The organism is Nocardia sp. NPDC002869 (assembly GCF_046764065.1).
In the GTDB taxonomy this organism is placed as follows: Bacteria; Actinomycetota; Actinomycetes; order Mycobacteriales; family Mycobacteriaceae; genus Nocardia; species Nocardia rhamnosiphila.
On record NZ_JBKOOL010000050.1, the window covers coordinates 1 to 23,818 of the forward strand.

Consider the following 23,818-nt stretch of genomic DNA (forward strand, 5'->3'; position numbering starts at 1 on the left):
GTCGGTCGGGGCGAACAGCGGCGGCCGCGCCGGGCTCAGGGAATCCAGCGCACCACCCGGGTGGGCCACGACGCTGATGACCTCGGCGCCCGCCCCGCGCAGGCGCCGGTCGAGTTCGAATCCGAACAGCATCTGGGCCGGTTTCGATCGCCCATAGGTGCGTTTGGACCGATAATCCCGCTCGGATTGCAGATCCGAAAGGTCCAGGCGCTCGGAGCGCGCGGCGTAGCTGCCGACGGTGACGACCCGGCTACCCGCCGTCGCCGACAACGCCGGGGCCAGATGATGGATGAGCGCGAAGTGTCCGAGATGATTCGTCGCGAACATCAACTCGTGGCCCTGTGCGCTGAGGAAGCGCTGCGGCCCGCTCGATAGCACACCCGCGTTGAGCACGACGCCATCGAGTCGATCGCCGCTCAGCTCCGCGGCAGCCGCCGGTAGCGATGACAGATCCGCGAGGTCGAGGGGCACCGGCCGTAGGACGGCCCCGGGCACCCGGGAACGGATCGACGTCATGGCGAGTTCGGCTTTGGCGGGATCGCGGCAGCCGAGCACGACCGCAGCGCCGGCAGTGGCCAACTGCTCGGCGACGAAGTACCCGATGCCGGCGCTTGCACCGGTGACCAAGACTGTCCTGCCGCTGGCCGACGCGAATAAATCCGATTTCATGTCACCGACTGTCGCCCCCGAGGCTTGCATCGCTCTTGCACGGCGCCGTCGGCCGGCCACCGGCGTTGCCTTCGGCCACGCGATGCGCGGGTTGGTGGGCCTCGGTCGGGTCAACGCCTCGGGTCACCGCGCCGGCCATCCGAGTTTCATACCGGCGGGTATATTCGAGGGGTAGCTCTGAGAGCTTCCCTCGTCGAAGCTCTGGAACGTGCTCCGCCCCTGCCGCGGGCCGTCCTGCCGAGGTTCGCGTCGCGCTATCGGGCCGTCGCAGCGAGTTTCTTGCCTGATTGCCCGTTCGCGGTGGAGCATGTGCGCACAGCCGTCCCCGCTCCGGGCCTTGCCGATACGGCCGTGCCGACGAATACCCTGCTGGAAGGAAGTTGCCGTATGCGCACCGGTATTGATCCCGACGTGGTGGGTTACGGCGACTTCTACAAGGTGTTGACCAGTGTTGTCGTTCCCCGTCCGATTGCCTGGGTATCCACCCGGTCCGCTACGGGAGTCGACAACCTCGCCCCGCACTCTTTCTTCACGGTCTCGTGCGTGGCGCCGCCGATGGTGCAGTTCACCTCGGTGGGCAGGAAGGATTCGTTGCGCAACGTGCTCGAGACCGGCGAGTTCGTCGTCTGCCTTGCCGCCGAGTCGATGTTCGAGCAGGTGAATGCCACCGGCACAGACTTTCCCGCCGAGCTGTCGGAGTTCACCGAGGTCGGACTCACCGCCGAGCCCAGTGTGACCGTTGCGCCGCCCCGGGTCGCGGAGTCACCGGTCGCACTGGAGTGCCGGCTCGAACATGTACTGGAGCTCGGCGACTCGACCGTGGTGATCGGCCGGGTTCTGCACGCCGCGGTCGATGCCGCCGTGATGCGCACGGATGCCCGTGGCAACACCCTTCCCGCGATCGATCGGCTGCGTCCACTGGCGCGTCTGGGTCGCAACGAATGGTCGACGATCGGTGAGGTATTGGACATCGCCCGTATTCCCTACGCGCGGTGGCCGGGCCATCCCGACCGCGAGAGCTGAGGCTTCGGCGCGCGGTGGGAGGATACTCACGTGGCCTGCATAGCGTGGACCCGGCCGGACGGTCTCCGCATACGGTGTGACCGATCGCCGAGAGGACGCTCGAGTCGACCGGCTGGTCGGCGAACGGTCGCCATAACCGGTGCACCTCGACCACATCGGATGGGTGTCCGCTCGCGACCCCGCGACCGGACACCCGCGAGCAGTGTGCCCCGGCGGCCGGTGGAGACTTCCGGGGCTCACTGCTGTCGGTTTCTGTTGTTGTCGGTGCTCCCGAGGCCGTGGCGCGCGGCCGGTGCTTCAGGCGCAGAGAGGACGCCGTGCAGGCGACTTCGAACATCGGCAGGTGGCCCTCATGCCTGCGACCGCAACGCGCTCGAGCCGTCAGACGTAGGTGTAGGGCAGTGCGTTGCTGGTGCCGTCCAGCTCTACGGTGACGGTGACGTTCACTGTGCCTGTCCCCGTCGGGGAGATGGCTGTGATCTGGGTGTCGGAGTCGATGGTGAATGTGGTTGCCTTGGTACCGAACCGCACGGTCAAAGGACCGACATTGCTGAATCCGGAGCCGGTGATCACCACAGAGTTGAAAGTGGTCGCAGGGCCGGAAGAGGGTGTGAGGGAGGTGAGGACAGCTGCCATGGTCGGCCTCCAAGCCGAGATAAAATGAAAACGGTTGCCTTGCAACGGATGCCGCTATTTCTGCGGCAATCGCTACATATCCAGTAAGCCTCCGGCGACGGCACTTCGGCAAAGGTTCCGCAGTCCGATTTTGTCCGTTTTTGTCCGGTTCGATCCGGTGATTCGCGCCGAGGGACCGGGGCAACTCACTGAACCCGGCCGGTCCGAAGGTCGCGTGGGCAGGCAAGACGACCCGAGCCGGAGCGCAGCGCCTGGCGACCGCCGGCCGACGGCTCTGCGGAAGCGTTCGTCGATTTCGAGCACGCCGTGCTCGCCGAGAGCGCCGAGGTCACCGTGAACTCGGACGCCGTCCGCCATCGATCGCTCGCCTCCGCGTCGTCATGGGTCGCGTCGATACCGCGGACCCAGACGTTGCGGCGGCCTCGCTGCGGGGCGAGGTAGGCGATACGGGTGCCGTCGGGGGAGATCGACGGATTCGCGAACTGCGGGTCGGCGAAGAACGCCTCGAGGTCGATCGGCTCGGGGCGCTGGTTGGTCGGCTCTCCGGTCAGGTCTGTCTCCACTTCGTTCGGCGCCGGCTCACACTTGCGCCTCTGATCGAACACTGTGCCGTAGCGGCATACTCGAGCTTGCGGCCGCGAGGGACGTCAGGATTACCCACGGGACGCTCCGGTCTCCGGCGCGTGCCGCGAGAGGCACGACGCGACGGTAGACCTGCCGGGCACACAGAATCTCCACAATTGACGCCTGTTCTCTCCACACGGGGTGGCTAGGCTTCCCGGGCATGGAACAGAACGCACCGGCAGGGGGAGCGGTGGCGCGGCGGATCCTGGTGGTGGACGACGAACTCACCATCGCGGAATCGGTGGCGGCGCGGTTGCGAGCCGAGGAATTCACGGTGGAGGTGGCCCACGACGGACCCGCCGCGGTGGCCGCCGCGAGCACCTTCGGCCCCGATCTCGTCGTCCTCGACGTCATGCTGCCCGGCTTCGACGGACTGGAGGTCTGTCGGCGGATCCAGGCCGAACGCTCGGTGCCGGTACTGATGCTCACCGCGCGGACCGATGAGATCGATCAGCTCATCGGTCTCGGCGTCGGTGCCGATGACTACCTCACCAAACCGTTCTCCCTGCGGGTGCTCACCGCCCGGGTGCACGCGTTGCTGCGCCGGGTCGAGCGCGCCGCCGCGCTGCCCACGATCACCGTGGTGGGCGATCTGCGAATCGACATCGATCAGCGCCGGGTCTGGCGCGGCGGGGTCGAAGCACAACTGACGCCGCTGGAATTCGATCTGCTGGCCCGGCTGGCGCAGCGGCCCCGCGCGGTGCTGGCCCGCGAACGCCTTCTCGAGGAGGTGTGGGATTGGGCCGATGCCGCGGGCACCCGGGCGGTCGACAACCATATCAAGGCATTACGCCGCAAACTCGGCGCCGACCTGATCCGGACCGTCCATGGTGTCGGGTACGCGCTGGAGAGCAGATGAGCGGGCGCACGGTCACCGGCGCCGTCGCCCGGGGCGGGGTCGTGGGTGGGTTGCGGCGGATATCCGACCGGGTGGCGGCGGTATTGCCGCGGCCGCTGGATCGGATCCGCTCCATCAAACTCAAATTGGCCGTTCTGATGACCTTCGCGGGCGGACTCGCCTTCGGCTATTTCCGCCTGCAGATCGGCTGGCTGCCACCGATGACCACGCTGGCCGCGATGGTGATCGCGCTGGTGTCCTCTCAGTTCCTGGCGCACGGCATCACCATGCCGCTGCGGGAGATGACCGCCGCCGCGCAGCGGATGGCGCGCGGGGACTATACGAGCCGTGTGCGCGCCTCCTCCCGCGACGAAGTGGGCCAGCTGGCCGACGCGTTCAACCGGATGGCGGACGATCTCGCCGCAGCCGACCAGCAGCGCCGTGACCTGATAGCCAATGTCTCGCACGAATTGCGCACCCCTATCACCGCGCTGGGCGCCGTCCTGGAGAACATGGTGGACGGGATATCGAAGCCCGACCCGAAAACACTCGAAACGGCTCTCGCGCAGACCGAACGGCTGGGGCGGCTCGTCTCCGAACTGCTCGACATCTCCAGTATCGAGGCCGGCGCCGTCCCGCTCGACCGCGGCGAATTCGCTATCGCACCGCTTCTCGCGGAAGTGGCGGCCGAGGTGGAGGTCATGACCGCCGCCTCGGGCCGCGGGATCCGTTTCCGCAACGAGGTCGAGCCGGTGACCGCGACCGTGTACGCCGACCGCGCCCGCCTCCACCAGGTTGTACTGAACCTCCTGGACAACGCCGCCCGGCACGGTCCGGCCGGGGGTGAGGTCCGGCTGCGCGCCCACACCGTGGCCGACGACCTTGTCATCGACGTCGAAGACGACGGTCCCGGCATACCGCCTGACCAGCGCGAGCGCATCTTCGACCGTTTCACCCGCGGTGGCCGTACCGACGGCGGCGGTACGGGGCTCGGACTAGCGATCGCGCGCTGGGTGATCGACCTGCATCGCGGCGACATCGCCGTCACCGACCCCGGCTCCCGGATCCGCGTGATCCTGCCGGCCACCGAGCCGCCCGACCTCTGACGTTTCCCGCTGCACAGCCCGGCCGCCGATCGGCCCCGGGGCGATAACGCACACCCTCAGAAGGAGCCCCATGCCCAGATACCTGGTCGCCTACCCGGCGGGTGTCCTGCCCGCGACGGGAATCGCGGGTCTGGTCGCCGCGGCGACCGTCCCGCTCGACCGGCCCGGAATCGGCTGGTTGCTGGCGGGTTCCGCGGCTGCGGCCGCGGTCGGTGCAGTCCATCGCCGGGCACGTCGCACCACGGGGACGGAGCATGGACAGACCCGGCACCGGGAACGCCTGTGGTGGGCGATCACGACGCTGGTGTTGCTGGCGGTCGGCACTTTCCGGGCCGCGGGGTGGTTGTTCGTTCTGTGCGTGGCGGCGGCGGCCGTGGCCGGGTCGCTGGCGGTGGTGGGCCGGCGTTCCGACCGCGGGACATTCCGGGATGCGCTGGCTGTTCCGCTGGCGTCGGCCGGCGCCGTCGCCTGGGTGTATACCGCAGTGGGAAAGCGGCCCGACGGTGCCGGGACGCGTAATCGCCGGCTCGGGGCATCCACCGCCGTCACGGTGGCGTTACTGGCGGTGTTCGTACCACTGCTGGCCGGCGCCGACGTCACGTTCGCCGCGCTCATCGACGGTCTGGTGCCGCCACTGGACAGTGACACGCTGACCCGCTGGGTCGTGGTGTTCGTCGCAGCGGGTATCGGAACGCTGGGTGCCCTGTATCTGCTCGCCGGACCTCCGCTCCCGGCCGACGGGCAGCCGAAAGTCGCGAATCGGACGCTGGCGCGGCTGGAATGGGGTCTGCCGGTCGGCGCCCTGACCGCGGTGTTCGCGCTGTTCCTCGGGGCACAGTTGGTGGCCCTGTTCGGTGGGGACGATTATGTGCAGCGCACCGCCGGCCTGACCTACGCCGAGTACGCCCGGGGCGGTTTCTGGCAACTCTCCGCGGTCACCGTGCTGACGCTCGCCGTCCTCCTGCCCGTCCTGCACCGGGCCGCCCGGGACACCGCCGTGGATCGGCTGTGGTTGCGCGGCCTGTTGTGCGCGCTCAGCGGGCTCACGCTGGTGATGATCGCCTCCGCGCTCGGACGTATGTGGACCTACCAGCAGGCGTACGGATTCACCGTGCTGCGGTTGCTGGTCGGCACGTGCGAACTCTGGCTCGGCATCGTCTACGTGCTGGTGATCATCGCCGTTCTGCGTCTGGAAACGGCGTGGCTGCCACGGAGTGCGATCGCGACGGGAACGGCCGCACTACTGGCCCTTGCCGCACTGAATCCCGAGGGCCTGGTCGCCGCCGAGAACATCGACCGCTGGGAGCGCGGCGAAGATCTCGACGTCGACTACCTGGCCGGTCTGTCCGTCGATATCGTCCCCGCCCTCGACCGCCTGCCCGCCCAGATTCGCAACGGCCTGCTCGAACGGCTCGAGAACAGGCTCGACGACGACACCTGGAACAGCTGGAATCTGGCCCGCGCCCGGGCGCGCTGAGCCGTGACGTCATCTCACAGCTGATATGCATGTCGGGTCTCTACGGTGCTCTGGACGGAGGCGGATCGGGCGCTGGTACTGTGCCGGACAATGTAGCGGTCCGGCGAGGTTCGGCCAGTGGAGGTGTGGAGAGTGGCGCGCAAGGTTGTGGTGACCGTGATCGACGATCTGGACGGTGCATCCGCCGCCGCCGAGACCGTCTCGTTCGGAATCGACGGAGTGGGCTATGAGATCGACCTGTCCGAGGCGAATGCGCGGGAATTCCGTGCCGGCCTCGACAAGTGGACCCCCTTCGCGCGCAAGGTCGGGGGACGGAGCCGGGTCGAGGCTCCTGCGGCGGGTCGGCAGCAGGAGGCAAAGGCGGTGCGGGAGTGGGCACGTTGTAATGGGCATGATGTGCCCGAGCGTGGCCGGATGCCCTCCGCGGTGCTGCAGGCATACCAGCGGGCAGCGAACTGACGCCGGTACGTCCGCCGTCGGTGTCGTGAGCGGTGTCCGGGAGTAGGCGCGGGCTCTCATCGACGCCCATGAACTCGCCGGTAGCTATATGTGCGCGGGAGGTAGCGGCGCTGTATCCGCCAAAGATGTTGGCCTGGAACAGGTCCCGGTAGTATGCCGCAGCATGTCCACACAACGAATGCCAGGCCGTCCCGCCGTAGGCCGAACGGGGCGCAACGCGGCACTGTGCGGGGGAGTCACGCGTTGAGCAATGCAGATCCGGGTTCGTACAGGGAATCCCTGATCACGCACGGGCCCGCGGTAGCCGCCGAATCATATGTTCGGCTGGACACCCCTTCGTTCGCGGCCGATCCGCACCGCGCCTACGCAGAAATGCGACGTTACGGCCCGTTGGTACCGATCGAGCTTTCTCCGGGTGTGCCGGCGACGCTCGTGATCGGTTACCAGGTGGCCATGCAAATCCTCAACGACGAGGCCCATTTCCCCGCGGACCCACGCCGATGGGAGAAGAACGCCCCCTCGGGATCCCCGATGCTGCCGATGTTGGGCTACCGCCAGAATGCGCTGCGCACCGCAGGTCTGGAACACGAGCGATACCGGCGCACCATCATCGCGGCGTTGGACACCGTCGACATGCACAAGGTTCACGGCGCGGTGGCCCGGGCCGCCGAGGTGCTGATCAACGACTTCTGCGAGCGCGGTACCGCCGACCTGCGAACGGACTACGCGTATCCGTTGACCTTCCGGGTGCTGAGCGAACTGATGGGGTTTCCCGAAGACGCCGCGGCCGCGGCTTATCACGGGATGGCCGCGATGCTGGAGGGAGTGGGCGCCGAAGAAGGGCAGCAGCGTTTCGTCGGGGCTCTGATCGGGGTCGTCGAGCAGAAGCGGGCCGAGCCGGGCGACGATCTGACCTCGGAGCTGTTGAAACACCCGGACGGGCTCGATGCCATGGAGATGGTGAATCAGGCCGCGCTCCTGTTCTCGATGGGTACGGAGCCGACCTGCAATCTCATTCTCAATGCGCTGCTGCTGTTGATGACCGACGAACAATACGGGGGTGAGGTCCTCAGCGGTGCCATGGCCACCCGGGACGCTATCGATGCGGTGCTGTTCGAGGATCCACCGCTGGCGAATTGGAGCGTGAGCTACCCCAGGCAGCCGCAACTCGTCGGCGATGTGTGGCTGCCGGCCGATCAGCCGGTGGTCATCAGCTTGGCCGCGTGCAACAACGATCCCAGCGTGGTAGGCGATGGTGACCGCAGGGGCAACCGGTCGCACCTCGCATGGGGAGCCGGCCCGCACGGCTGCCCGGCCCAGAGCCTCGCCCGGACCATCGCCTCGCAGGGCATCGACCTGCTGCTCGATGCCCTGCCGGATATTCGATCGAAAGTATCTGCGCAGCAACTCCCTTGGCGGCAGGGGCAGTTCCACCGCGCCCTGGCGGCATTACCGGTCGAGTTCCCGGCGTGCCCGCCGATGCGTCTCGCCTGGTAGAGGTGACCTTGGGTGGCGGGCGCCATGCGGTGCCCGCCACCGGTAGTGCCCCGGTCACTGCGTCAGAGTGAAACCGTCGTAGTCGTCGGCGGCGACCTGGTCGCACTTTTCGCGATATGCTCCGACGCCGCCGATGTATGCGTACATCACCCTCGGCTTACCGGGCACATTCGATCCCACATACCAGGAGTCCACCTTCGGATAGAGCGTCATATCGCCGACCTCGCCGACATGCCGCGTCCATTCCTGCTCCGCCGCGGTCTCCGCCTCCATGGTCGTGACGCCCTTGGACCGCATCGCTTCGATCGCGTCCGACACCCAGTCGACGTGCTGCTCGATGGACACCATCATGTTCGACAGGACCGACGGGCTGCCCGGACCCGTGATCGTGAAGAGATTCGGAAAGCCCGCCACGGTGAGACCGAGATAGGTGACGGGCCCGTCGGCCCACTTCGCCCGCAGCGACGCACCACCCCGGCCGCGAATGTCGATCGCGTCCAGCGCACCGGTCATCGCGTCGTACCCGGTGGCGTAGATGATGTCATCGAACTCGAAACTTTCCTCCGTCGTCTCGAGTCCGGACGCGGTGACCTCGGTGAGGGGGGTCGCGCGAACGTCTACGAGCCGGACCTCGGGACGATTGAAGGTCTCGTAGTAGTCCGTTCCCAGGACCGGGCGTTTGACGCCGAAGAGGCCGGCGGGCTGAAGTAGCCGGGCGACGGCCGGGTCCGTCACGATCTCGGCGATTCGCTCGCGAATGAACTGGGCGGCGGTCTCGTTGGCGGCTTCGTCGGCGAGTAGGTCCGTGAATCCGACAAGCATGCTGACCAGTTCGCTGTCCTTGTCGGTCCACACCTTGCGGTAGAAGGCATTTCGCTCGTCTTCGCTCACCTCGAGCGCCCCCTTGGTGGCTTCGGGTTGCGCGATGCCGAACGATGATTCCCGGTTGGCCTTGCGCACCTCGCGGTAGCGAGACTTGATCCCGCGCTGGAATTCGGGATCGATCGCGTGATTGCCGGCGGGAAGAACATAGTTCGCGGTCCGCTGGAACACGGTGAGCTGCTCGGCCGATTCGGCGGTGAGCGGAATAATCTGCACCCCGGAGGAACCGGTGCCGATCACCGCGACCCGCCGGCCGGTGAAGTCCACCTCCTGTGCGGGCCAGTTGCCGGTGTGGAAGCTGCGGCCCCGGAACGTCTCGATGCCCGGAACTTCCACCATCTTCGGCGCCGACAGACAGCCTGTTGCCATGATCGCGTACCGCGCCGAGACGACCTCGCCCTGATCGGTCGTGATCCGCCACCGCGCGGCGGACTCGTCGTAGACCGCGGCGGTGACGCGGGTCCGCAACTGCACGTCCTTACGCAGATCGAAACGATCCGCGACGTGGTTGATGTAGCGGAGCAACTCCGGCTGCGGCGGCAACTTCTCCGTCCACTCCCACTCCTGCTCGAGCTCCGGGTCGAAGGAGTAGTTGTAGTACACGCTTTTCACATCGACGCGTGCGCCCGGATAACGGTTCCAGTACCAGGTGCCGCCGAGTCCACCGCCCGCCTCGTACCCCTGCACCGAAAGGCCGAGTTCGCGCAACTTGTACAGCATGTGGAGGCCGGCGAATCCGGCTCCGACGACGACTGCGTCGATCTCGCGGGCCTCCTGCCCGGTCGAGGATACGGAATGCTCGGAGGTCGTTGTCATCGTGGGACCTGCCTTTCGATGAGTCGCCGTGGGAGACACAGCTGTTCGGTTCGACTACGTGGCGAGCCGGCAGTTACCTGGTCGAGGAAAGAACTGGCGTGAGGTGGTGGTCGGACATTGGTGACGATGACGCCGCAGAAGGTTCTTGCTCCTCCCTCGTGTCGCTGCAGCCCGGTCGATGTCACGAGCTGATCGGTGCGCGGACAAGACTCGCCGAGCGTCAGTTTTCCAGACCGGTACACGTCCCAGGGCAGCGGGACTCGGTTGTGCGCGTTGGTGTTTCCGCGCGGCGCCGCCCTTGCCGGGCATCACAAACGCGAGCAGGTCGGTTGTATGGTGTGGCAAAACGGGACTTGCCGTTGCCGTCGTCCCGAGCTTGCGACGCCGAAGGCGGCGGCGTGTCCGCCTTCGGCCATCAGGTCTACGAGGTAGCCACCTTTCGGTGATCCCGGTCAGTCCGGGACGATGACGGCCCGGGTTCGCCCCTGCTGCGCCCAGGCTTCGCCGACGCGGCCGACCGGGTACACGGTGTACGGCGCGTCGAAGGTGCCGTCGGCGAATCGGGCCAGGATGCCGGGGAGTTCGGCGATCATCTGCTCCTTGGAGACCGAGCCCTTGCCACTGCCGCTGACCCGGCTCCGTCGGCTGCGCAGTAGTGCCGCGGGCAGCGCCGCCTCGGCTCCGGCGAGCGAGCCGATCTGCACGTAGTCGACCGCCACGCTGTCGTCGTCCGGGCCGGACCGTCCCAATGCCGCGAAAGCGGCCTCGGCGACGGGGCCCCATACGTAGTCGAGGATGAGGGTGGGCTGTGTTTCGGCGACGGCCGTAGCGAGGGCGTCCGCCCAGGCGCCGGGTGCGCCGGGTGCGAGCGCAACGGTGACCACGTCCGGGCCGCGCAGCTGCTCCAGCGCGTCGCGGTCGCGCCCGACCGCGACCACCTGTTTCGCGCCGAGGGACAGCGCTGCCCGCACCGCCAGACCGCCCGACATGCCGGTCGCGCCGAGCACCAGCACGGTGCCGAGTGCGCCCGCCTCCTCGCGCCGTGCGACCAGCGGCATCCAGCCCGAGAGGGCGGGATTCATACCGGCGGCGACCGCGAGCGGATCGGCGCCGGCGGGCAGCTCCCTTTCGAATGGCGTAACCAGCCATTCCGCCATGGTGCCCCAGGGCGGCCGGGCGAAGCCCGTGTATACCAGCCGCCCGTTCTCGGTCCGGGCCACCGCGTCGACGCCCGGCACGAGGGGATATACCCGGCCGCTGCCGTAGTGGCTACCGGCGGCCATCCCGCGGACGACGTGGTGCAAACCCGCGCCCACGAGCCTCAGCGGCGCCCGGCGCCCGGCTGCGCTGACGGCTCGGGCACTTCACCGGCCTATGGCGGTAGGCGCGCCGACCCGGTGGCCCCGATGTGCCGCTATCCCCGCGGATACCGGCGGCCGGTGGTCGAGCTGTGCGCGCAGTCGGTTTCGTCCATGCGCTACTGGTTGGGGGCCGATAGAAGCGACGATCGCCTGGTCCGGGCCCATCCGACTACTGCGGGTCGGCCGGTTGTCGCCGGGAAGGTTCACGCTCCGGTGTGGAGATGAGCGGCCCACAGCGATGGGGTGGCCGGAAAGGTGTCGCGCGCCGCCCGGACAGCGTGGTGCAGTGCGTGGGGCGCGCGGCCGATATCGACCACCGTGGAATCGGGCGCGGTACGCAAGGCCGTGTAGAAGGCGTCGGCGATGCGGATCGCGATATCGTCGTCGATTGTCCACAGAGTGCCGATGACGTGGGGATATCCGGCGAGTTGGAAAGCGGATGCGAGGTGGATGGACTCGTCGACCAGTTGAGTGTCGGTGCTGAGAGCGGTATCGCAGGCAGACAGATACGCCAACCGGGCCCGGTCGAGATGGATCGGGGCGAGTGCGGCGACGGTGAGCGGCGTCGTGGCGTGATCGTGTAACAGCAGCTGACTGCGTGAGGGGTCATCGGGGTCGGTGGCTCCGTGGCAGGCGAAGTGCACGATGGCGCGTTCCGGCAGCAGACGCAGCACGGTGGCTGTGGTCGGAAGCGTGTGTTCGGCACTCGGACTCGCCGGGGCTCCGAGGTCGTTTGCCTCGTCGGGCTCGGTGAGGACGGTGGCCCCCGGCAGATGCGTGGCGACCAGATGGGCCTCGTCGAGCACGTAGTGCAGCCGCCCGTCGATCCCCGGAGTTGTCGGCATGGCCACGACGAGGGCCCGCCCGGGCGTGTCCGGGTCTGCGGTGGACGAGTGCCGGCGTCGCGCGTATTCCAGAGCGGCGACAGTGGGCGTATAGGAAGAGATGACGCGGTCCATCACCGTCGCTGCGTCGGATGGGGACGGGTGAGTGTGATAGCCGGCCGCGTGGATCGGCAGTTGGCCCAGCAGTCCGCCCGGCGCCCACCACACCCGCGGGCCGGACCGGTCGGGCCCGATCGGCCGATGAAAGCCCAGCGCATCGAGGACGGGACCGGTCGCGTTGTCCCACAGCCATTCCAGGGTGGCACTCAACTGTCGTTGAGCGGCTTGCCGTTCGGATCCCGTGACGCCGTGCGCGGCGGTATTCAGCGCCTCGCGGAAGGTGCGGGCTCGATCGCGCACCGCCTCCACGGACAGGGCAGGCAGCGGCAGACAGGAGATTCCGTCGGCGGTGAGCAGCAGCGCGTCGCTGCCGTACCGGCCGATACTGAAGGCCACCACCGGCCCGTGGCCGGCCTGCGCGACCAGTTGCCCGGTCGACGGTGGCAGGGCGAAAGTTTCGAATCCGGGTTGCGTCCGGATACGGGTGAGTACCTCCTCGAACTCACGCGCCAGTCGGTGTCGATCCGGAGCCGGGTCGGCGGAACCGGCCGGGAAGCGGGTGGCGCCGGATCGATTGAGCTGTTCACGCAGCCGGACGAAGTCACCACCGAGGTCCGGATGCCGGTCCATGAGCTCGGTGGTATCCGCGCGGACCTGGACCGTCCGGTTCAGCAGTACGGCCCGGCCGGCCTCGAGCAGCCGCAGCGCCAGATCCGCCCGGTCGTTCTCGGATACAGCCGGATTCCGCAGCGTCAGCGCCGCGGCGTCGGCGGCGAATCCGCCCCATCGGCCGATGGCGTACTGCTGATCGGACCGTTCCAACTGCCGTGGCGCGATCTCGGGAAGCAGTCGGATCGCGTGCTCGATCAACTCGGCCGCACGGTCCGGCTGCGTGGCCGCGACCAGGTCGGCGGCCGCCCGGGCCGCCAGTATCCGGGTCGACGGCGGTGCCACAGTGGACCGCTGCGCGTCCAGAAATGCTGCGGTGGCCTCGTCACGGTCGCGCGTGGTGTCCGTTCGCCAGAACCGCATCATCAGGGCGGCTCCGAGCCTGATCAGCCGTTGGGCGTGCGCGGGGTGATCGGCGGGTGTGCTATCCGCGGCCCGCCGGAGCATTTCGATGGCCTCGACGAGATCTGCCGGAGTTCTCGTCTGGTCGAAGCGAGTCCGGATGGCGAGCCCGAGGTTGCTCAGCATGGCCGGCAGGTCGGGGTGATCGGCGGGTGTCGCGGCGACGGCCTGCCGGAACATATCGATCGCCGCGTCCAGATCGGCTGTTTCGGTCGTCTGCTCGAATCGGTCCGACAGGGCGCTTCCGAGATTCATCAGCAGGAGGTTCATTGTGCGGTAGCCGGCCGGGGCCGAGTCCACCGCGGCGCGCAACCTGGTGATGGCCTCGTCCAGGTCCGGTCGTCTTCCCGTGCGCTGGTATCGATGCCGCAGGGCCGTCCCCAGCGTCGTCAGCCTGCCGGCTCGGGTGCTGCTGTCTCCCGCTGTTCCGGTAACAGCTCGTCGAGCCATCCGGATGGCTTCGTCCAGATCCGTCATGGAACCGGTTCGATCGAACCGATCGACCAGCGCCCGGCCGAGGCTGCTCGTCCGGTCGGGGTAATCGGGATCCTCCGCGAGCGTGGCCGTGACCGCCTCCCGGCCGATTCGGATCGCCTCGTCCAGATCCGCCGGATCCCCGGTGCGCTCGAAGTGGATGCGCAGTGTGAATCCCAGACCGAACAGGTTCCGGCCACGATCGGGATGACCGGCCGGGGTCGCCGCCACCGCCTGTCGTCCCGCGTCGACCGCCTCGTCCAGATCCGATAATGTCCCGGTCCGTTCGAACCGGCTCAGCAGCGCCCCCCGGAGGGTGTTCATGGAGTCGGCGCGGCCCGGATCGCCGGTAGGGGTACCGGTCACCGCCTGTCGCACGATGCGAATGGCTTCATCGGCATCGGCTCGTTCGCCGGTCCGCTCGAAGCGGGACCCCACGCTCTGGCCCAGGACGTGCCGAATTTCGGTCCGCAGACTGTCGGGAAGCGTTGCGGGCATGGCGGACATGGTCTGCTCGCCGAGCCGGATGGTCTCGTCCAGATCGGCCGCCACCCCCGTTCGCGCGTACCTGTCCGCGTGCGCCGCGGCAAGGTGTACCAGCCGCACGCAGAGCAGCGGATCGTCCGCGGCCGTCAGCGCCACCGTCCGGTGCCCCAGCGCGATCGCTTCGTCGAGGTCGGCGAGTTGCCCGGTTCGCCCGAATCGGGCCAGTAGCACAGCACCGAGCCTGCCGGTCCGGTCGGCGAGATCCGGATCGCCGTCGGATGTGCGGGTAACCGCTTCCCGCATCAGCAGGACCGCGTCGTCCAGGTCGGTAGGATCTCGCGAGTTCTCGAACCGGGTATGCAAACTGCTCCCGACGGCTACCAGCAGGACAGTACGGAAGGGGAGATCCGCCGGGACGGCATCCAGTGTCCGGCGACCGAGCAGGATGGCCTCGTCCAGATCGGCTGCCGCATTCGTCCGGCCGAACCGGAATACCAGCGCCCTGGCCAGGTGGTATCGAGCGCCGGGATATGCGGGGTGGCCGGCCGGGGTGGCGGCGACGAGCTGTCGGCCCATGCGGATCGCGTCGTCCAGTTCGGCGACGGACTTCGCACGATTCAGACGGCTTCGGAAGGCGTCCAGTGGGCCGAACGGGCCGATTCGGGCGACGGTGGCCGGCCCACCCAGCTGCTGCCAGAGACCCTTGGCGGCGGCGAAGAAGCCGGATCCGCCGGTGCCGCCCTCGCGCTCACGATCTGTCATACCGCCCTCCCGGATGCGTATCGACGCTAGTTATCCGGCGGCCCGAAGCACAACGTTTTCGACGATATGATCGACCTGCCGCGCTGCACCGCCGAGGCCGTGAACGTGGCGTCTGCCGGATTGCTCGTCGTCCCAGGGGGTTGTTTGCTGCCGTCGTCACAAGATGCCGGGCGGATCGCCGCCGGGTTGGCTTATCTGTGTGAGCATCTGGAGGATATTCGCAGCGTGCTCGGCGATGACGGGACCGATCCCGGAACGCCGCTCCACCGTCTGCTCGCCGTGGTGCACTCGGACGGAGTCACCGATTTGGGTGTCGCGCTCGATGCCGTCCACACCGCACTACAGACCGGCGGTGACGCGCGCGGGCTGTACGGACATCACCGCACCGCCACACCGATCGGTGTGCACCACTTCGAGATCGTCTACCGCTGTCCGCTCGCACGGTGCACGGGCCGTACCGCCGACGAGGTCCACGACGACCCGCCACGGTGCGCCCTCACCGCGCGGGAGTTGTTGCGAGAGAGACTTTCCTGAATGGGTGGGTTGTGGGGCGAACTGACGAAGAAGCTCACCGAGAAATGGCTGTCGCTGCTGGTTCTGCCCGGCGCCCTCTATCTCGCGGTCGCGGGTGCTGCATTGGTTCTCGGACACGGTCATGCGCTGGATGTGGGACTGCTCGCACGCACGATCACCTCCTACGCCGAAAACCCGGCGTTCACCGCCACGGGCGCGGGAATCCTGCTTCTGGTGGCGATCTCGGCCGGTGCGGCCGCGGTCGGGCTCGTCGCACAGGCCGCCGGAACCTTTGCCGAACACATCGCGCTGGCCACGGAGTGGGCCGCCTGGCCGTGGCCGGTCCGGCATCCGGCGCGATGGTCGGCGGCCCGGCGAAAACGTCACTGGGACATCGCCGAGGCCGTCTACCGCCGGGAGCTCCGCAAGACGCTGGCTCCCGACCCCGCGGACCGGCCGGATTCCGCGCTCCGGCATCGCGCGGCCCGCACCCGGAACCGGATCTCGGTGGAGCGGCCGGAACGGCCTACCTGGAGCGGTGATCGAGTACATGCCGCGGCTGTGCGCCTCGACCGCGACCACCACCTCGACCTCGCCACCGTATGGCCGTCGGTGTGGCTCGTCCTTCCTGATCCCACCCGCGATCAGATCGGGGAGGCGCGAACCGCTGTGGCGCGGGCGACCACGCTACTCGCCTGGTCGGTGCTGTATTCGGTCCTGACGGTTTGGTGGTGGCCCGCCGCCCTGATCGGTGTCGTCACCGCGGCAACGGCCCGGTATCGAATCCGCACCGCAACCGATGCCTATGCCACTCTCCTGGAAACCGCGACCCGGTTGCACGCCGTTTCTCTCGCCACCCAACTCGGTATCGAGCACGCGGGCCCGCTCACGCCGCAACTCGGTCGCCTGCTCACCCGCCACCTCGGCAGCCCGCGTCCGTCCACCGATTGAGCGAACCGGCATCGCCCCCTGGCCTGTATTGCTTCGTAGTGCGCTCCGTGCCCGAGCGAACCGGTCGCGCCGCCGCCCACCCGAAGTGTGGCCGGTCCCGCAGCCCGGCCGGGTCGACTCGGAGGCACCATGTGGGATCTGCGGAGTGTTCCGATCCCCGCTGGACACTTGTTACTGCGGACCGTGGAGTGGAGCACCATTCGGTGGCGCCCCTCCACGGGGACGTCGGCAGGGAAGTTTCCGGCGAGTCGACAAGACGGCCCTTCGACCGACTGTGATTGCTTCGGTCCACTGAGCCGGATGTATCACTCGCGGCGCGGGCGTAGCGCTGCGAAGAGACCGAGTACGGCGACGACCACCAGCCACAGCGTGGCTCCGAAGCCTGCGGTGACGACCGTTCCCCACAGCATGATGAACGGACCGTATTCGGCCACTCGGGCCCAGTATCCGCAGGGGCCCACATCCTCCGGTATGGTCGCGCATTCCGGGTGGCCGGTAGCCGCGAAGGCCAGAGTCGCGAGCATTGGAATCGCGACGGCGACCCCGAGTACGATCGCCAAGCTGCTGACGGGACGAGAGAGGACTGCCACGCGGTCGGACTCTAGCACGGGGCCGAAGGTGTCACCGCATGGCGCCTGCCCGAGGACACCCGGGTAGACCCAGCAGCGCCGCGTCGGAAGGCCGACGACACCCGGCCCGCCGGACTCGCGGTTGTGGCCGCCCGCATGGCCGTCGATTCTGCGCTGGCCCGGTGGGCCCGAGGACTAGGTCAGCTCCATCAGCCCCCGGGTATCCCACGGCATCGGGCCGGTGGGGAAGCTGAACCGGACCATCCGGTGTGGAGGGGCACCTCGAAATGCGCGACGGCGGCGGCAGGAACCCGCTGAGCGGTCGTGGCCGATCGTGCTCACGAGCTCGAGCGTGGGGGAGCCGTCCGCGACGCTCGGTCGCCAGCCGGTTGATCCAGATCAGAACCTGTTCGGAAGCGGCTCGATTGGCGTAGAGGCCGCATTCCGCCGCATCGAATAACTCGTTGCCGAGTAGCACCCGGGCATCGACGTAGGAGATCATCGGGCAGGACCAGCCCGGGTTCCAAGTCCAGATCGGAGTCGGTGGGCAGCAACTCCACTACGCGCTGGAACGAGGTGGGGGCCAGGCGCAGCCCGTTCTCGTAGGCGTGCTGCGCGAGTTCGACCACCCCGTCGAACGAGGTGGCGGCGGGTGGGAACGTCACCGGCAGCAGCGTCACGTACCAGCCGACCGAGGCGCGTTCCGCGGGACTGCTGGGGGTGCTCACCGGGGTCATGCCGAAGTAGTAGTCGCTGTCGATCAGTTCTCGTTCGGTCAGCGCCGCGAATATACCGCCCACCCCGGGGGAGGAGGAGTCCCCTCTCATATTCGGTGTATTCGACGTAATCGTCTCGTGATCTGCTCGGGTATCTGGTTGTTCACCGAATCCAACAGCGATCCATTGGTACAGGGGACGGTGCCCGACGAGAATGACCATATGGCGCAAAAGCCCCTTGGCGCAGCGCTATTCAAACGGTTCTGTGAGCAGGTCCAAATCCCGTTGTCGGCAATTCGTGACGTATCCAGTACATATGCGCGGAGGCCGGAGATCAGGGTTGGCGCTCGTATTGTCGGCGCAGCTTCCTCGTGGTGAAAACCGCTCCGCGGCACGGGAAGTCGATCGTGCTGATCTCCTCAGGAAGGCCCCTTCATGACAAGACCGACCTCCGCCCGCCTGCGGGCGGCCGTGCTTCTGGCCGCTACCGCGGTCACTTGCGGACTCGCCACGGCGAGTGGCCTTGCGCAGCCCGCGGCAGCGCCCACGGAGCAAGATCTGGCCGCCTATATCGCGGCCGGGCGCAGCGGACAGCCGATCGCCGATTCGGGTAGTGCCAGCGGTTCGGCGTGTAATTCCGGCAGCGGTGCGGGGTCGGGAAACGGCTCCGGTGACTGCTACGGCGGATCGGGCAGCAGCTCCGGATTGTCGGGTGGATACGCCTCCGACACCGTCGGTTACGGGCCGGCGCAGACTTCATGGCTGGCGGCTTTCGGGTACGGGCTGGCCAACGGGGATGCCGCCCCGCCGGGATCCAACGACTGGAACTGCAAACCTACTGCCGAGCATCCTCGGCCGGTGCTGCTGATCCACGGCACCTGGATGAACGCCTACAACGGTTTCGCGTTCATGGGTCAGCCGATCAAGGACGCCGGGTTCTGCACCTTCACCTTCAACTACGGTCGCTCCGATCTCGTGCAGGGCGGTGGTGTGGGATCGGTACTGCCCGGTGCGATGGGTACCGGCTACATCCAGCACTCGGCGAAGCAGCTGGCCGGGTTCGTGGACCGAGTGCTGGCCGCCACCGGCGCCTCCGAAGTCGATCTCGTCGCCCACTCACAAGGTGGGTCGATGGCCAACTGGTACACCAAATTCGAGGGCGGTGCGGACAAGGTCGGCAAGCTGGTGACATTCGGCGCCACTCATCACGGGACCTCCCTGGACGGGATCGGGGCGCTGGGCCGGGCCATCAACAACTTCGGTATCGATATTCTCGGGTTCGTCGAGATCTTCGTGGGCCACGCCGGGATCCAGCAGACCATCGGCTCGGATTTCGTCAACCGGCTCAACGCTGCCGGGGATACGGTCGCCGGGGTCGACTACACCGTGGTCGGTACCCGCTACGACGAGGTGACCAACCCCTATGATCTGACATTCCTGCAGTCCGGCCCCGGTGCGACGGTCCGCAACATCACTCTGCAGGACGGCTGCGAACAGGACCTGTCGGATCACCTGACACTCATGTACTCGCCCCGGGCGTTGTCCATTGCGCTGCAGGCCCTGGATCCCCTCCGGTTTCCGGCACTGCAATGCTCCTTCAACCCGTGGCTGATCGGAGGTGCCGGAAAATTGTGACCGGCCGGACGGGTGCACCCACCGGATCGGCAGCTTCTCCGCGCCGACCGGATCGGGCGCACCCGGCCGCCGTGGCGACGCGTGGGCGTTCACCCCTCACCGCCGTCGGCGTTTGCAGTCGAACGGCGGCAGTACGCCCACCGAGTGGCTGCCCCGCACAGGCGCCTCGGCGGGCGGCTGCCCGGGTTACCGCCTCCGGCCGTACACGAGCGATTCGCGAACAGGTCTTCCGCCTGGGCGCCGCTCGTCGGTCGGCGTTCGTTTCCGGCGCGCTGCGAAAAGTGAGCACTTACCCAGATCGGTGTCATGAATCTGTCGATAGTTCTCGCCAACCGGGCGTTTATCCCTGTTCAGCAACGGTGTATGACACCCGTTGCCCCCGTCCGGAAGAGGAGTAGAAGGTGAGTAATTACTCAGATTAGCCTGTGACAGCAGGTAAGCGCTTCGCGGCACCATCCGTTGCCGCCGAGCTGCTCGGGTCCCGCGCCTTCCGCTGCGGGGCTTCGTTCGGCACTGCGGTGACAAGGAGGTCACAGGTAATGATCGAGAACATCGCCCTCCGCGCCCCCGAGACGCGTCATCGCACACCGGTACCCGATATCACCCGGCTTGCGCGGGAGATCGTGGCACATCTCGTTCGCACAGGCGTTCCGTGCGCTGTCGCGCCCGAAGACACTCTCGGCAGCGAACTCACCGCGGTGGCCCGGTCTTGCCTGGTCTGGATCATCCGGCGGTTGAACGGTGAAGCCGTGCCCGACCAGATCGAACGGCTGGAATCGGCTGCCGTCCGCTGGGCCCACTGCGGTGTTCCGATCGGTACCGTCCTGCACGCAGTCCACCAAGGTCTGAAAAAGGGTGTGGACCTGCTGTTCCCCGTCGCGCACCCCGGTCATGGATTCGATATCACCACCGGAATGACCGCGGTGGTGCAACTCCTGAATTCGGTCACCTCCACGATCAGCAAAGTCTATGTGCGCGAACTCAAAAGCCGCACCGCCGCTCACCGGACCGCGGTCCACACGCTGACCTCCGCACTACTCAGCGGCCACACCGCCACTGCGGCAGCCAGGGAATGCGGGATTGCGGTGGCATCCCACTACTTTGTGCTCGCAGTCGCGATCCCGGCCCACCCGGACGAACGAAAGCCCGGACTCGACCGCCGTATCGTCGCCCGCCGGAAACTGCGCCGCGTGCAATCGGCTCTCGCCACCCGATCGGACAACAAAGCCCTGTCCCTGCTCTCCGTCGACGGAGGAACGATCCTGCTCCCCGCCGAACCGGATACCGAACCGGCGATAGACGAGCTCGTGCAAGACCTCTCCACGGCGGCGCAGATCCCGCTCACCGCCACTGCCCTCGTCACCGTTACCGAAGAGATAGCCGCTGCGACGCGGCACGCCCACGAACTCCTCGACACCGTCGAACACCTCCGGCTCGGTCCGGGCGTGCACCGCTTCACCGAATTGGCCATGGAATACCAGCTCACCCGGCCCGGTATCGGGCAAACCATCCTGCAGCAGCGACTCGCCCCACTCGACGACCACCCTGACCTCGGACACACCCTGCAGACCTACATCGCCAACGACCGCAACCGGCAACGCACCGCCCGCCAACTATGCCTGCACCCCAATACCGTCGACTACCGGCTGCAACGCATAGGCGAACTCACCGGCCTGGATATCTCCGACGCCAAGGCCTGGTGGTATCTCCACGCAGCACTGATCACCCGCATCGCGTCAGCACACCGGAAGCCGGCCCGGGAACCGGTGGACCGAAACCACCCGCGGCAACCCACCAGCGCCGGCCGGAAGCCGATATCGGTTGGGCCGGCGGGGTCTGCGGCGGGTGGATCTCGCTGCGACGGCCACACCGATCGCTAGGAGCCGGTGGGCGTCCCGGCTTCGGCGTCGAGCCACGAGCCGATCATTCGAGCTGTCATCTCGATGGCTTCTCGGCGGTGTTCGTCGGTGATGCCTTCGGCCGAAGCGCGCAGAACCGCGGCGAATCCGGTGTTGAGGAAGACGAATGCCATGACGTCGTAGCGGTGGTCGTCGCCGGGACCGAGGCCCTGGATCAGCATCACTTTGACCAGGAGATGCAGGCGTGGCTCGAACTCCGGTAGGCCGCTGCTGTAGAACTGGACGCCGCCCACCAGGGCTCGGACCAGGCCGGCGTTGGCGACGAGTTCGTCGGTGACGGTGTGGAGGAGATCGGAGATCAGAACTTCGAGGGCCGTGTGCGGCAGCGTCGACAAACGCTGGGTGAAGCGGCGCTCGATGGTCTCCAGCAACCGCTGCAGGAGTTCTTCGACCATGACCGAGCGGTCCGAGAAGTACCGGTAGACGGTACCGATACTCAGGCCTGCCTCGGTGGCGATCCGATTGGTCGAGGTGGCGGCGATACCCCGCTCGCCGAACAACCGCGCCGCGGTGTCCAGGATGTGTTCTCTGGTGGCTTTCGCGCGCTCTTGACTCGGCCGCCGCCGCGGGCCGGCCGCTTTGGGCGGCATCCCTCACTCCTGCCTACTGCTTCACTGCCTGCGAGCGGCCCATGATATCGCTCGCTACCCATGGATTCGTGCACTATCGTCCGTCCGAGCTGTCGCGCTGTCGGCGACCCGGCGGCATCAGTGGCCCTGGGGTGCGCCGGCCCGCCAGACGGCGTGCGCGATGCCGATATCGGTTGTCGCCGGTTCGTCGTAGAGCCATTCGCGGGCTATGCGGTGCCAATTGTTGCCCGCTCGGAGTTGGCCGAGCAGCGCGAAGGTGAACAGATCGGCGCGGCGGGAGAAAACATGCTCGCGGGGGAGTAGCTGGTGCCGCATGCCGTGGAACCGGGTGGACCGTGGATCGATGGCCAGCACCACCGCGCCGGTGGCGAGTTCCGGGGTGACCGTGACCTGCTCGTCGAGCAGGTGCCAGCCGGCGGCGGACCACACGTATTCGAGGCATTCCCGGGTGTCCACACCCGAGTCCGGGTCGACGATCCCGCGGCCGACCCAATTGTTGTAGAGGTCGTCGGCGCGGTGCTCGCCCGCCGCGCGCAGGCACCGGCGTTCGAAATCGACATCGGTGGGATCCATCCGATTGTAGAGACCGAAATCGACGAAGGTCAGCCGGCCGTCGGGAGCGAGCAACAGATTGCCCGGGTGGGGGTCACCACAGAATTCGTAGTCGGTGAACAGGGCGTTGATGTAGAAGCGGCAGATCAATTCACCCAGCCGGTCGCGTTCTTGCTGGGGGAGCCTCTGCATGTGCTCGAATGACTTTCCTTCGACGAACTCGGTTACCAGCACTCGCGGCGTGCACAGGGGCGCCACCACATCCGGTACCGCGATCAGGGGGTGCCCGCGATAACGATCGGCCACTCGGTGCTGGGAGCGCGCTTCGCGTAGATAGTCCAGTTCACGGGTCAGGTTTTCGGCGACCTCGTCGAGTACAGCGACATCGGCCGCGCTCGGCAGCGCCGATTTCCACAGCCTGCTGAAGAACTGCAGATTCTTGATGTCGGCGACCACGGCCTCCCCGACGCCCGGATACTGCACTTTCACCGCTACCGTGCGGCCATCTCGCAACACCGCGCGATACACCTGCCCGATCGAGGCGGCCGCGACCGGTATCTCGTCGAAATCGGAAAAGACGCCACTGAGCGACCCGAGTTCATCCTCGACGATTCCTCGCATGGCGGCGAACGGCACCACCGGTGCCCGGTCACGCAGTTCGCCCAGTTTCGCCCGGAACAATTCACGATGCGATTCGGGGACCAGGTCCACATCCAGCACCGACAACATCTGGCCCAGCTTCATCGCCGCGCCCTTCATGCTGCCCAGTACAGTCACCATCTGCTGCGCCGCCTGCAATGTCGAGCGCTCGGCGAGAACACGACGAGCCTGTTCGGGCCGTCCGATCATGGCCAGTCGTGTCCCCACCCCGCGAGCAGCCTGCCCGGCAGTGAGCCGACCGAGCCTGCCCGCCCGGGACAGCCGTCCCGAAGCGACGTGACCGTCCACCGGCAGACCTCCTCGAGCCGAACAGCACATCCCGTCCGCCCCATTGTTCAAGACCACACCGCGCCGCGGTCCCGGACCACTCGACTTCGGCGACGGCCCAGCCGAACAGTGCCCGGCTTGTGACCTGGCACAGCGCACGCAGCGGACTCTCTCCGCGGCGAGCAAGCCGGCACCGGTGGCGCGGCGGCCGCCCGAGATCGCGGCCGACGGCGGCCCGATGATGCGGAGCCTGCCCTTTCGCTCCTCGGTCTCCCGCTGCCGCCGGCACGATGGTCGCTCACCACTCGCTGTGTTCCATGG

Annotated in this window: 20 protein-coding genes; 10 read left to right on the forward strand and 10 right to left on the reverse strand. The window is 67.5% G+C overall.

Features of this window, described 5'->3' with window-relative positions; translation table 11 throughout:
- A partial coding sequence (locus ACLML9_RS12185; protein ID WP_411945616.1) for an SDR family NAD(P)-dependent oxidoreductase occupies positions 1–627 on the reverse strand: 627 nt, incomplete at its 3' end.
- Positions 628–1,056: 429 nt separating this feature from the next.
- Here ACLML9_RS12185 and ACLML9_RS12190 point away from each other — a divergent pair.
- A complete protein-coding gene (locus ACLML9_RS12190) occupies positions 1,057–1,692 on the forward strand; it encodes a flavin reductase family protein (protein ID WP_411945617.1) in 636 nt (211 codons plus the stop codon).
- Between the two features lie 381 nt (positions 1,693–2,073).
- Here ACLML9_RS12190 and ACLML9_RS12195 read toward each other — a convergent pair whose 3' ends face one another.
- Positions 2,074–2,328: an IPT/TIG domain-containing protein gene (locus ACLML9_RS12195; RefSeq protein WP_265805371.1), complete on the reverse strand. Its 255-nt coding sequence runs from the start codon at positions 2,326–2,328 to the stop codon at positions 2,074–2,076.
- Between the two features lie 185 nt (positions 2,329–2,513).
- A complete protein-coding gene (locus ACLML9_RS12200; protein WP_411945618.1) occupies positions 2,514–2,891 on the reverse strand; it encodes a hypothetical protein in 378 nt (125 codons plus the stop codon).
- A gap of 221 nt (positions 2,892–3,112) precedes the next feature.
- On the opposite strand from ACLML9_RS12200, the gene ACLML9_RS12205 reads away from it, so the two are divergent.
- The 5 genes from ACLML9_RS12205 to ACLML9_RS12225 all read left to right on the forward strand — a co-directional run bounded on the left by ACLML9_RS12205 (position 3,113) and on the right by ACLML9_RS12225 (position 8,329).
- Positions 3,113–3,811 carry a response regulator gene (locus ACLML9_RS12205; RefSeq protein ID WP_411945619.1) on the forward strand — a complete coding sequence of 233 codons (699 nt, stop codon included), beginning with the start codon at positions 3,113–3,115 and terminating at the stop codon, positions 3,809–3,811.
- A 137-nt stretch (positions 3,812–3,948) separates the two neighbouring features.
- Positions 3,949–4,896, forward strand: a complete 948-nt coding sequence (locus ACLML9_RS12210) for an ATP-binding protein (protein WP_411945641.1) — start codon at positions 3,949–3,951, stop codon at positions 4,894–4,896.
- Between the two features lie 70 nt (positions 4,897–4,966).
- Entirely contained in the window at positions 4,967–6,373 is a 1,407-nt protein-coding gene (locus tag ACLML9_RS12215) for a DUF4153 domain-containing protein (protein WP_411945620.1), read from the forward strand.
- Between the two features lie 132 nt (positions 6,374–6,505).
- Positions 6,506–6,832, forward strand: a complete 327-nt coding sequence (locus tag ACLML9_RS12220) for a histone-like nucleoid-structuring protein Lsr2 (RefSeq protein WP_411945621.1) — start codon at positions 6,506–6,508, stop codon at positions 6,830–6,832.
- A gap of 417 nt (positions 6,833–7,249) precedes the next feature.
- Positions 7,250–8,329: a cytochrome P450 gene (locus tag ACLML9_RS12225; protein WP_411945622.1), complete on the forward strand. Its 1,080-nt coding sequence runs from the start codon at positions 7,250–7,252 to the stop codon at positions 8,327–8,329.
- A 54-nt stretch (positions 8,330–8,383) separates the two neighbouring features.
- Here ACLML9_RS12225 and ACLML9_RS12230 read toward each other — a convergent pair whose 3' ends face one another.
- From ACLML9_RS12230 to ACLML9_RS12240, 3 genes are all read right to left on the reverse strand, one after another.
- A complete protein-coding gene (locus tag ACLML9_RS12230) occupies positions 8,384–10,027 on the reverse strand; it encodes a flavin-containing monooxygenase (RefSeq protein WP_411945623.1) in 1,644 nt (547 codons plus the stop codon).
- A 452-nt stretch (positions 10,028–10,479) separates the two neighbouring features.
- Positions 10,480–11,310 carry a zinc-binding alcohol dehydrogenase family protein gene (locus tag ACLML9_RS12235; RefSeq protein ID WP_411945624.1) on the reverse strand — a complete coding sequence of 277 codons (831 nt, stop codon included), beginning with the start codon at positions 11,308–11,310 and terminating at the stop codon, positions 10,480–10,482.
- A gap of 281 nt (positions 11,311–11,591) precedes the next feature.
- Positions 11,592–15,125: a CHAT domain-containing protein gene (locus ACLML9_RS12240; protein WP_411945625.1), complete on the reverse strand. Its 3,534-nt coding sequence runs from the start codon at positions 15,123–15,125 to the stop codon at positions 11,592–11,594.
- A 66-nt stretch (positions 15,126–15,191) separates the two neighbouring features.
- Here ACLML9_RS12240 and ACLML9_RS12245 point away from each other — a divergent pair, with 66 nt between their 5' ends.
- Complete coding sequence (locus ACLML9_RS12245) at positions 15,192–15,659, forward strand: hypothetical protein (RefSeq protein WP_411945626.1); 468 nt, start codon at positions 15,192–15,194, stop codon at positions 15,657–15,659.
- Positions 15,660–16,589: a hypothetical protein gene (locus ACLML9_RS12250; protein WP_411945627.1), complete on the forward strand. Its 930-nt coding sequence runs from the start codon at positions 15,660–15,662 to the stop codon at positions 16,587–16,589. It abuts the gene before it with no gap.
- A gap of 305 nt (positions 16,590–16,894) precedes the next feature.
- Here the strand turns inward: ACLML9_RS12250 and ACLML9_RS12255 are convergent, their stop codons facing one another.
- Positions 16,895–17,149 (reverse strand): hypothetical protein, encoded by a 255-nt coding sequence (locus ACLML9_RS12255; protein WP_411945628.1) that lies wholly within the window; start codon positions 17,147–17,149, stop codon positions 16,895–16,897.
- Between the two features lie 347 nt (positions 17,150–17,496).
- Entirely contained in the window at positions 17,497–17,985 is a 489-nt protein-coding gene (locus ACLML9_RS12260; protein ID WP_411945629.1) for a hypothetical protein, read from the reverse strand.
- 324 nt (positions 17,986–18,309) lie between these two features.
- Between ACLML9_RS12260 and ACLML9_RS12265 the strand changes: the two genes are divergently transcribed.
- Positions 18,310–19,509, forward strand: coding sequence for an esterase/lipase family protein (locus ACLML9_RS12265; RefSeq protein ID WP_411945630.1), 1,200 nt, complete (start codon positions 18,310–18,312; stop codon positions 19,507–19,509).
- Between the two features lie 539 nt (positions 19,510–20,048).
- Positions 20,049–21,389, forward strand: a complete 1,341-nt coding sequence (locus tag ACLML9_RS12270) for a PucR family transcriptional regulator (RefSeq protein WP_411945631.1) — start codon at positions 20,049–20,051, stop codon at positions 21,387–21,389.
- Here ACLML9_RS12270 and ACLML9_RS12275 read toward each other — a convergent pair.
- Both ACLML9_RS12275 and ACLML9_RS12280 read right to left on the reverse strand, forming a co-directional pair.
- Positions 21,386–22,018 (reverse strand): TetR/AcrR family transcriptional regulator, encoded by a 633-nt coding sequence (locus ACLML9_RS12275; protein ID WP_411945632.1) that lies wholly within the window; start codon positions 22,016–22,018, stop codon positions 21,386–21,388. The two genes, ACLML9_RS12270 and ACLML9_RS12275, sit on opposite strands and share 4 nt — an antisense overlap.
- A 117-nt stretch (positions 22,019–22,135) precedes the next feature.
- Entirely contained in the window at positions 22,136–23,518 is a 1,383-nt protein-coding gene (locus ACLML9_RS12280; RefSeq protein ID WP_411945633.1) for an ABC1 kinase family protein, read from the reverse strand.
- Positions 23,519–23,818: the final 300 nt, after the last annotated feature.

Bases quoted from the DNA above. Each gene is read 5' to 3' on its own strand.
- ACLML9_RS12190 (WP_411945617.1), top strand. From the start codon at position 1,057: ATGCGCACCGGTATTGATCCCGACGTGGTGGGTTACGGCGACTTCTAC.
- ACLML9_RS12195 (WP_265805371.1), bottom strand. From the start codon at position 2,328: ATGGCAGCTGTCCTCACCTCCCTCACACCCTCTTCCGGCCCTGCGACC.
- ACLML9_RS12205 (WP_411945619.1), top strand. From the start codon at position 3,113: ATGGAACAGAACGCACCGGCAGGGGGAGCGGTGGCGCGGCGGATCCTG.
- ACLML9_RS12210 (WP_411945641.1), top strand. From the start codon at position 3,949: ATGACCTTCGCGGGCGGACTCGCCTTCGGCTATTTCCGCCTGCAGATC.
- ACLML9_RS12215 (WP_411945620.1), top strand. From the start codon at position 4,967: ATGCCCAGATACCTGGTCGCCTACCCGGCGGGTGTCCTGCCCGCGACG.
- ACLML9_RS12230 (WP_411945623.1), bottom strand. From the start codon at position 10,027: ATGACAACGACCTCCGAGCATTCCGTATCCTCGACCGGGCAGGAGGCC.
- ACLML9_RS12235 (WP_411945624.1), bottom strand. From the start codon at position 11,310: ATGGCCGCCGGTAGCCACTACGGCAGCGGCCGGGTATATCCCCTCGTG.
- ACLML9_RS12240 (WP_411945625.1), bottom strand. From the start codon at position 15,125: ATGACAGATCGTGAGCGCGAGGGCGGCACCGGCGGATCCGGCTTCTTC.
- ACLML9_RS12245 (WP_411945626.1), top strand. From the start codon at position 15,192: ATGATCGACCTGCCGCGCTGCACCGCCGAGGCCGTGAACGTGGCGTCT.
- ACLML9_RS12250 (WP_411945627.1), top strand. From the start codon at position 15,660: ATGGGTGGGTTGTGGGGCGAACTGACGAAGAAGCTCACCGAGAAATGG.
- ACLML9_RS12260 (WP_411945629.1), bottom strand. From the start codon at position 17,985: ATGAGAGGGGACTCCTCCTCCCCCGGGGTGGGCGGTATATTCGCGGCG.
- ACLML9_RS12265 (WP_411945630.1), top strand. From the start codon at position 18,310: ATGACAAGACCGACCTCCGCCCGCCTGCGGGCGGCCGTGCTTCTGGCC.
- ACLML9_RS12270 (WP_411945631.1), top strand. From the start codon at position 20,049: ATGATCGAGAACATCGCCCTCCGCGCCCCCGAGACGCGTCATCGCACA.
- ACLML9_RS12275 (WP_411945632.1), bottom strand. From the start codon at position 22,018: ATGCCGCCCAAAGCGGCCGGCCCGCGGCGGCGGCCGAGTCAAGAGCGC.